The following is a 7,765-nucleotide window of genomic DNA, read 5'->3' as shown; positions in this document are numbered from 1 at the left end:
TGGCGATTTTAATATTTTTTCTGTTTTGAGTGATGATGATTTAAATGCAGAAAAAAAAATCATTAAAGGACAAGTGGAAGATGATTTAAGGAGGTTGATTCAGGAGCTTCCTGATGACCAAAAAGATGTACTTGTTATGAGACTGTATAAGGATATGAGTTTTAAAGAAATTTCTGAGCAAACAGGGGTTAGTATTAATACAGCTTTGGGAAGAATGCGTTATGCTTTAATAAATTTACGTAAGGTAATTGACAAAAATAATATTGTTTTGGTAAATTGATGCAATAAAATCTTTTTTGGGTCGTTAGAGATTAGACACTAACAACAAAATGGATTTTTTATGGAAAAAATTTACTCAAAACCCTCACCCAATGCGGTGACCAATTTAACCCCGAAAGATGAAACAGTTAAGTTTCTTCTGGATTATTCTCAGGCTTTAAGTGTTATAGATTGTTATAAATGGAAGTTTGAAGCACTTCTGAACTAAACTTTGGAAAAGTCCCGTTAGCTACGGGACTTTTTTTTGTGATACTCTTTAAGTACAGATTTCCTTCCAATAGTTTTGGTAATAATATCTTTTTCGAGATTCCAACCTCTGGCGGGTGAATATTGTCTCCCATACCAAATTATCTGAAGGTGCAGCTTATTCCATAAATCTTTAGGGAATAATCGCTTGGCATCTTTTTCAGTTTGCACAACATTTTTGCCATTTGTAAACCCCCATCGGTACATTAATCTGTGAATGTGTGTGTCAACAGGAAAAGCCGGAACATTAAACGCCTGTGCCATCACTACGCTAGCTGTTTTGTGCCCCACAGCAGGCAACTCTTCCAGGGCTTTAAAACTAGCTGGAACCTTGCCATTGTATTTGTCGATTAAAATATGCGAGAGATTGTAAATTCCTTTAGCTTTCATGGGGGATAATCCCACCGGTTTGATAATTTCCCTTATTTCTTCTTCAGACAGTTTGATCATATCAAATGGATTGTCAGCAACTTCAAAAAGTAGTGGGGTAATTTGATTGACCCTCACATCTGTACTTTGAGCAGAGAGCAATACTGCTATTAAAAGAGTGTATGGATCTTTATGATCCAGCGGTATAGGTATTTCCGGATAAATTTCATTTAACGTTTCAATAACAAACTTTACCTTTTCTTCCTTATTCATTTTACGTATATTTAATACCGTAAATTTAAAAGAAACCTTTGTTTGTACAAGTTATAATACATTGGTTTTTCAAATACTAACATAAAAATTGCTATACTATGAAAACTCTTCAAAAAGGGGACGTGGTTCCTCATTTTAAAGCCACTGATCAGGATGGAAATACAATTTCACTAAAAGACTATAAGGGAAAAAAGCTGGTTGTTTTTTTCTATCCAAAAGCCAATACACCCGGTTGTACTGCTGAGGCTTGTGATTTGCGAGATCATTATAAAGAATTACAAAGTCAGGGGTATGAATTATTGGGAGTAAGCGCCGATAGTGAAAAACGACAAAAGAATTTTAAAGAAAAATATGATTTTCCATTTCCTTTACTTGCTGATGAAGATAAGGAGGTTATTGATACTTTTGGAGTTTGGGGACCTAAAAAATTCATGGGAAAGGAATATGATGGAATTCACAGAAAGACTTTTATTATTGATGAGACCGGTAAGGTAGATCGTGTAATTGATAAAGTTAAGACCAAGGAGCATGCAGCCCAGATTTTAGACAATTAAAAAAAGCCTCATTAATTTGAGGCTTTTTCTTTAAGATGGTAACTAAAAAGCTCTTTGTCTTTTATAATTTTTGCAACGCCATCGGGTAATGTGTCCTCCCACCCTTTATCGTTGTTTGCAATTTTTTGAAGTACTTCTCTTGAAAAAATTTGTAATATTTCAGGGTTGAAATCTTTAATGTCGACTACTTTTCCATTGTATTTAAAGAACTTATAGAGTTCTTTCATACGTGGATGTACTTTTAAGTTCTCACTGGTGGTTAATTCACCTGTTTCCTGATCTTGCATAGGGTAGAGGTAAACTTTTAAATCTTTAAAGAAAAGTTTACCAAACGCTTCTAGAATTCCACCACTTAAGTGACGGTAATATTTTTCGTCAAATATATCTATCAGGTTGCTTACGCCCATTGTAAGACCCATTCTGGATTTGGTGTATTTGGAATAAAATTCAACTAATTTATAATATTCTTGAAAGTTTGAAATCAATACTGTGTGTCCTAGATTACAAAGGAGTCTTGCTCGATCCATAAAGTCTTCTTCATCAATTTCGCCTTCGGCTCTCAAATTTGAGAGTGTTATTTCAAAAATGGGAATGGTATTTTCTTTATCTACTTTATTTTCGTTGATGAACATTTCGTAGGATCGGTCAAACATATCGATGTTAACTTTAGTAACCGGTCTGAAGCTTCCTCTTAGTGTAAGAATGTTTTTTTTGTACAAAATGGCTGCAGGCAATATATTATTACCATCGGGGCCAAACATAACCGCTTCGGTCATTCCGTTTTTGATTAATTGTAGACTCATCAGGCGGTTGTCAACAGTTTCAAACTGTGGGCCTGAAAAGTTTACCATATCAATTTCAATTTGATCTTTATCGATGTGATCATATAAGTAACGCAACAATTTTTTAGGTTGATCGTACTTATAGAAAGCCCCATAAATTAAATTGACTCCCAAAATACCCAAAGTAAGCTGTTGTAATTTGGCATCATTTTCTTTAAATCGAATATGCAGAATTATTTCATTATAACCTTCTTTAGGATCTATCTGAAATCGAATTCCAACCCATCCGTGACCTTTAAATTTTTTTGCAAAATCAATGGTTGCTACAGTATTGGCATATGCAAAGAAAATTTTATTAGGATGTTTTTCTCTTGAAATTCGCTCCTCCATTAAATACATTTCATGCCTAAGCATTCTTTTTAAACGAGGCTCAGTTACATAACGCCCATCTTCTTCTATACCGTAAATAGAGTCGCTAAAGTCTTTATCATAAGCAGACATCGCTTTTGCAATTGTTCCTGAAGCACCACCCGCTCTAAAAAAGTTTCTTACAGTTTCTTGACCGGCTCCAATTTCAGCAAATGTTCCATATATATTTTCATTGAGATTTATTCTCAGAGATTTATCTTTTATGGAGGGAATATGTTCAAATTCTTTATCTCCTTTTAATGTATCCGGCATAGCTTGAGTATTGTAAATTTATTTCATACAAAGGTAGTAAATAGCTTATAAATGCAAGAGTTAAACAAAAAAATATATTTATTTTTGTGCCATGTCAAAACCATTTACCGTAACGTTTTTAGGCACCGGAACATCTCAAGGAATCCCCGTAATTGGAAGTGACCACCCTGTTTGTAAAAGTGAAGACCCAAAAGATAAGCGTCTTCGGGTTTCTGCATTGATTTCTTGGGACAAGTACAATTATGTTATTGATACCGGTCCAGATTTCAGGGCTCAGATGTTAAAAGCAAAATGTATCAGTCTTGACGGAATTTTGTTTACACATGAACACAATGATCATATTGCCGGACTCGATGATATACGACCCTATTTTTTCAGGCAAGGGGATATTAAAGCATTTGCTCATAAACGGGTTTTTGATTCTTTAAAAAAGCGCTTTGATTATATTTTTGTTACAGAAAATAAATATCCGGGAGCACCCACTTTAAAGGAAATTGAAATTAACAAATCCACCCCTTTTAAAATTTCAGATAAACTTGTTATTCCAATAGAGGTGATGCATAATCGCTTGCCAGTTCTTGGTTTTCGAATTGAAGATTTTACCTACATAACAGATGCAAAAACCATTAAAGAAGAAGAACTTGCAAAGGTAAGAGGCACAAAAGTTTTGGTTTTAAACGCATTAAGACAAGAAGCTCATTACTCACATTTCAATCTGGAAGAAGCAATTAAATTAATTAAAACCATTGCGCCCGAACGTGCTTATTTAACACATATTAGCCATTTGATGGGTTTTCATAAAGAGGTTCAAAACACTTTGCCCGAGAATGTATTTCTGGCTTATGACGGACTTCAAATAACCATTTAATTGAAGGAAATGAAAAACAAGATTGTTTTATACCTATTTATTTTTTCTGTATTGATGTTACTTTTTATGTACATGAATCAAAAGCGGATCTATGAGGATCAGGAAACTAAAATTAATCAATTGACAGAAAAGTCACTGGCGTTGGAAAGTGAATTAGATTCTTTGAAAAATGTAAATTTTGATTTGAATTATTTTACTCTTTTGGGAAATGACAATGCCATGACGTATTTTGAAAATTTTGGATTGGAAGCTGGATTTATGGAGCAACTGGTTTCAGAGCATTTGTATGCTCAAAACCAGGGTAGTGAAGATAACCCTTTGGTTCCCTATACCGGAACTGACGGAAGTATGAAAATCAATAAGGTTAGGTTTTTAAATCATCGATGGATTATTGCTGATTTTACTGATGGCACCAATTGGGGTGAATTAATTCTTGAATATGAATTAGACGAAAATCAGGATCTTACGCTAAGAACTATTGCGTCAATGGTGTATCCGCCTTTAAGGTAATGAAGCACTATATTTGTTACTTCAATCGTTGTTTCAACCACTCTTTAAACTCAAAAAAGTTTTGAGGAGCAACTCCGTGACCTACAGGAAATTCGCTATATGTATTTGAGATGTTGTACTTGTCTAGTAATGGTTTTGATTTTCTCGCCCAATCTACAGGAATCACTTGATCTGCGTTTCCGTGAGAACAATAAAAATCCAATTTTGAATAATCGATTTCATCCATATTTTTTGGTAAAAGATCTTCATTGATATAGCCACTAAGTGCTATGATGTTTTTTACTTTTTCAGGATAGTTTAATGCGACCGCATAACTTAAAATTGTACCTTGGCTGAAACCCAATAACGTAACATCATGAGGGTCTAAATTATATAAATCAATTACTTCGTTAATAAATTTTGCAATCAGATCTCTTGATCTTGAAGCTTGTTCGGTATCGCTGAATTTTCCAGACACACTATCCCAGTGAATGGCATACCAGGCATTTCCATATGGTTCCATTTTAAAGGGAGCTCTTGCTGAAATTATAAACAATTCATCGGGTAATTCAGAAGCAAAAGAAAACAAATCGTTTTCGTCACTACCATACCCGTGCAACATAATAAGTGCCGGCGCTTTTACTGTAGATTTTTTTGAAGGTCTTGTCAAATGATAAAGTGAGGTACTTTGTGTGTTCATGATATATTAATCCGATTTATGATTTGATGTTGAGAAGGGAGAGCTTAAAATTTAAAATGTTACTTAATACCTTTGAACCATTCCTGAAAATTTTCACCAATAATAGGAACCAATTTTCTTTCTCCTTGAATAGCACCCACAAATCCAATGACCCACAAAACTAATACTAACACACTTAATATCGTACCAAAAAGTCCTAAATTGACATAAATTGAAAGAACAGAAATTACTAGCGAGAGTAGGATAAGGCCTAGCATTTGCCGAATGTGAAATGAAGCATATTCATTTTTCCCACCTGAATTCATTAGAATTGCAACAACCCATCCAATAAGCGTGATGTAGGCGATAATTCCAATAGTTTTTCCATCGTTGTCTGTTGCATTTTCCATACTATTTTTTTTTAATTATTAAAAATTTGTCATTTTATACCGGTTAATCCAGAAATGTAAACCACTTTTGAACGTTTTCGCTAAAATAGGGAATTACCGTGCGTTTACCCTGAACTGCATATACAAATGAAATGATCCATAAAACAAAAGACACCAACCAGATAATATCACCCATAATTATATTGATATATTGATGTGAAACCTGTGAAATAAATAACAAGATCACCAACCCAAACATAACTTTAATATGATGGGTCACATATGATGAGCGCAATTCTTTATTAAAAAAATAGGCGATAATCATTCCAATGAATGTGATATAATTAATAATGGAATAATTTTTTTCTTTTGATGAAAGGGTTTCCATACTTTATTTAGTTTAGTATAAGTTTTTTGTTTGCATAAACCCCTAAAGGTTTTCCTTTAAGAAATTGTCCTAAAAGAGCTGAATTTTTAGAAGAAGAAACGATGTCTTTTTCTTCAAGCTTCCAAGTTACGTTAGGATTAAAAAGACTTATATTTACTTTATTTCCTTCAGAGATTGATGAACTTTCGATTCCAAAAACCACTTTTAAACGGGTTAAAAACTCAATAGAATCTTCAAGGCAGAAATGGGTATTTAATGCACCAAAACAGCTTTCCAGTCCAATACTTCCAAAGAGCGCATTGTCAAATTCTACATTCTTGTGTTCAATATCAATGGGGTTATGGTCTGAAGTTACTCCATCAATAATTCCTTCTTTTAGTGCATTGATGAGGGCAGTTTTATCCGCATCGGTTCGTAATGGGGGTTTCAATTTTAGATTGGTGTTGAAATCAATTAATGCGTCATCATTTAAAATGAGGTTATTTACAGAAACAGAGCAACTAACGTTTAGGCCTTTACTTTTAGCATTTTTGATGAGTTCGACACTTTTTTTTGTTGAAATAGTAGGGATGTGTAATTTGCCGCCTGTGTATTCCAATAAGAAAAGATTTCGATTAATATGCAACTCTTCTGCCAAGGCGGGAATACCTTTCAATCCTAATTTTGTACTGCTTACTTCTTCATTCACTACTCCATTTTTAGACACGTCATCTTCATTGCAGTATGCAATTACGAGACCGTTAAAACTTTGAGTGTATTGCAAGGCAATTTTCAAAAGGTTTGGATTTTTGACCGGTTTTTGATAGTCATAAAAAGCAATAGCTCCCGCATTTTTCATATCATAAAGTTCCGCCAGGTTTTCACCTGTTCCCTGATCTGTAAGAGCTCCAATTGGATACAATGAAACCGGATGATGGGAAGCTTTTGATAAGATGTACAAAATATCAGATTTGCTATCGGTTACAGGATTTGTATTTGAATTGACTGCCACAGCTGTAAATCCACTTTTTGCAGCTGTTTTAAGTCCGTTTTCTATGGTTTCTCTTTCTTCAAACCCAGGTTCACCAAAACTTACACTGCTGTCAAACCAGCCTTGTGAAATATGTAACCCTTTGAAATTTAGCTCTTTTCTTGAATCGGGGTTATTAATTTTAGGTGCGATTTTTTCAAAAGCACCATTGGTGATAAGAACGTCACGTTTTTTGAGATGTAGTTTGCTGGACTTATCTACTATTGTAACCGATTTTAGGAGGATGTTCATTTTAAAAATTTTAAGAGAAGCATTTCAACAATAAAAAAGAACAGTGCAAAAATAAGAAACCATTTCCAATATTCTTGGATATTTTCATTTGATGCCAATTTTTCAAGTGTTGAATCAACTGAATTAAAGGTAGTTGTGTTGTTCCAGTTTTCAGCGTTTCTATAATTTAGTTTGCTTTCTTTTCTGGAATAATTATAACTTAAATTTTGTATGCGTTCTTCCTTATCAAATACACCATAAATCCCTGATTTTTCAGGTTGATCTGTAGTAGTTATTAAAACACTGTTGGAGGTGTTTTGCTGCAAAGGAATAAAGTTGGTTGATTCATTTTTTATATTGAGAATGTGGTCCTGTGGTAATGAAAAAGTAACCGCAAATTCATTGAATTCCCCTATTGTATAAAATAAATTTGGAAGAGGTAAGCTCTGTTTTGCAATGCGATAAAATGTAGGGACTACAAGCGGTGAGTTTATAAAATTAGAATTTTCAGTTTTTAAAGAAGCTGTA

Annotated in this window: 11 protein-coding genes and 1 pseudogene; 5 read left to right on the top strand and 7 right to left on the bottom strand. The window is 33.8% G+C overall.

Annotation, left to right across the window (positions count from 1 at the left end):
* The coding region (locus AACY61_RS05820; protein ID WP_339610643.1) for a sigma factor-like helix-turn-helix DNA-binding protein at window positions 1-280 on the top strand (280 nt) is incomplete at its 5' end.
* Between the two features lie 60 nt (window positions 281-340).
* Entirely contained in the window at window positions 341-487 is a 147-nt protein-coding gene (locus AACY61_RS05815; RefSeq protein ID WP_339610642.1) for a hypothetical protein, read from the top strand.
* A 17-nt stretch (window positions 488-504) separates the two neighbouring features.
* On the opposite strand, the gene nth is transcribed toward AACY61_RS05815, so the two are convergent.
* Window positions 505-1,167 carry an endonuclease III gene (gene nth, locus AACY61_RS05810; RefSeq protein ID WP_339610641.1) on the bottom strand — a complete coding sequence of 221 codons (663 nt, stop codon included), beginning with the start codon at window positions 1,165-1,167 and terminating at the stop codon, window positions 505-507.
* 98 nt (window positions 1,168-1,265) lie between these two features.
* Here nth and bcp point away from each other — a divergent pair, with 98 nt between their 5' ends.
* Window positions 1,266-1,721, top strand: a complete 456-nt coding sequence (gene bcp / locus AACY61_RS05805; protein WP_339610640.1) for a thioredoxin-dependent thiol peroxidase — start codon at window positions 1,266-1,268, stop codon at window positions 1,719-1,721.
* Between the two features lie 11 nt (window positions 1,722-1,732).
* On the opposite strand, the gene AACY61_RS05800 is transcribed toward bcp, so the two are convergent.
* Complete coding sequence (locus AACY61_RS05800; protein ID WP_339610639.1) at window positions 1,733-3,184, bottom strand: TonB-dependent receptor; 1,452 nt, start codon at window positions 3,182-3,184, stop codon at window positions 1,733-1,735.
* A gap of 91 nt (window positions 3,185-3,275) precedes the next feature.
* On the opposite strand from AACY61_RS05800, the gene AACY61_RS05795 reads away from it, so the two are divergent.
* Window positions 3,276-4,052: an MBL fold metallo-hydrolase gene (locus tag AACY61_RS05795; protein WP_339610638.1), complete on the top strand. Its 777-nt coding sequence runs from the start codon at window positions 3,276-3,278 to the stop codon at window positions 4,050-4,052.
* 9 nt (window positions 4,053-4,061) lie between these two features.
* On the top strand, window positions 4,062-4,562 hold the full coding sequence (locus AACY61_RS05790) for a hypothetical protein (protein ID WP_339610637.1): 501 nt from the start codon (window positions 4,062-4,064) through the stop codon (window positions 4,560-4,562).
* Between the two features lie 16 nt (window positions 4,563-4,578).
* Here AACY61_RS05790 and AACY61_RS05785 read toward each other — a convergent pair whose 3' ends face one another.
* The 5 genes and pseudogenes from AACY61_RS05785 to AACY61_RS05765 all read right to left on the bottom strand — a co-directional run.
* Window positions 4,579-5,241, bottom strand: a complete 663-nt coding sequence (locus AACY61_RS05785) for an alpha/beta fold hydrolase (protein ID WP_339610636.1) — start codon at window positions 5,239-5,241, stop codon at window positions 4,579-4,581.
* 59 nt (window positions 5,242-5,300) lie between these two features.
* Window positions 5,301-5,630, bottom strand: coding sequence for a hypothetical protein (locus AACY61_RS05780; RefSeq protein WP_339610635.1), 330 nt, complete (start codon window positions 5,628-5,630; stop codon window positions 5,301-5,303).
* Between the two features lie 43 nt (window positions 5,631-5,673).
* Window positions 5,674-5,997, bottom strand: a complete 324-nt coding sequence (locus AACY61_RS05775; protein ID WP_339610634.1) for a hypothetical protein — start codon at window positions 5,995-5,997, stop codon at window positions 5,674-5,676.
* A 7-nt stretch (window positions 5,998-6,004) separates the two neighbouring features.
* On the bottom strand, window positions 6,005-7,258 hold the full coding sequence (locus AACY61_RS05770; RefSeq protein ID WP_339610633.1) for a dihydroorotase: 1,254 nt from the start codon (window positions 7,256-7,258) through the stop codon (window positions 6,005-6,007).
* Window positions 7,255-7,765: pseudogene (locus tag AACY61_RS05765) on the bottom strand (hypothetical protein); the annotation flags it as partial. The gene AACY61_RS05770 and the pseudogene AACY61_RS05765, both read right to left, overlap by 4 nt.

The sequence above is a fragment of the uncultured Planktosalinus sp. genome (assembly GCF_963973675.1).
Classification (GTDB): domain Bacteria; phylum Bacteroidota; class Bacteroidia; order Flavobacteriales; family Flavobacteriaceae; genus Planktosalinus.
Note: the sequence above shows the minus strand (reverse complement) of the source record. Positions and strands in the feature narration are given on the sequence as shown.

What these genes read in the sequence shown, in the direction of transcription:
- AACY61_RS05815 (WP_339610642.1), top strand. Translation starts at nt 341, where the DNA reads ATGGAAAAAATTTACTCAAAACCCTCACCCAATGCGGTGACCAATTTA.
- nth (WP_339610641.1), bottom strand. Translation starts at nt 1,167, where the DNA reads ATGAATAAGGAAGAAAAGGTAAAGTTTGTTATTGAAACGTTAAATGAA.
- bcp (WP_339610640.1), top strand. Translation starts at nt 1,266, where the DNA reads ATGAAAACTCTTCAAAAAGGGGACGTGGTTCCTCATTTTAAAGCCACT.
- AACY61_RS05800 (WP_339610639.1), bottom strand. Translation starts at nt 3,184, where the DNA reads ATGCCGGATACATTAAAAGGAGATAAAGAATTTGAACATATTCCCTCC.
- AACY61_RS05795 (WP_339610638.1), top strand. Translation starts at nt 3,276, where the DNA reads ATGTCAAAACCATTTACCGTAACGTTTTTAGGCACCGGAACATCTCAA.
- AACY61_RS05790 (WP_339610637.1), top strand. Translation starts at nt 4,062, where the DNA reads ATGAAAAACAAGATTGTTTTATACCTATTTATTTTTTCTGTATTGATG.
- AACY61_RS05785 (WP_339610636.1), bottom strand. Translation starts at nt 5,241, where the DNA reads ATGAACACACAAAGTACCTCACTTTATCATTTGACAAGACCTTCAAAA.
- AACY61_RS05780 (WP_339610635.1), bottom strand. Translation starts at nt 5,630, where the DNA reads ATGGAAAATGCAACAGACAACGATGGAAAAACTATTGGAATTATCGCC.
- AACY61_RS05775 (WP_339610634.1), bottom strand. Translation starts at nt 5,997, where the DNA reads ATGGAAACCCTTTCATCAAAAGAAAAAAATTATTCCATTATTAATTAT.
- AACY61_RS05770 (WP_339610633.1), bottom strand. Translation starts at nt 7,258, where the DNA reads ATGAACATCCTCCTAAAATCGGTTACAATAGTAGATAAGTCCAGCAAA.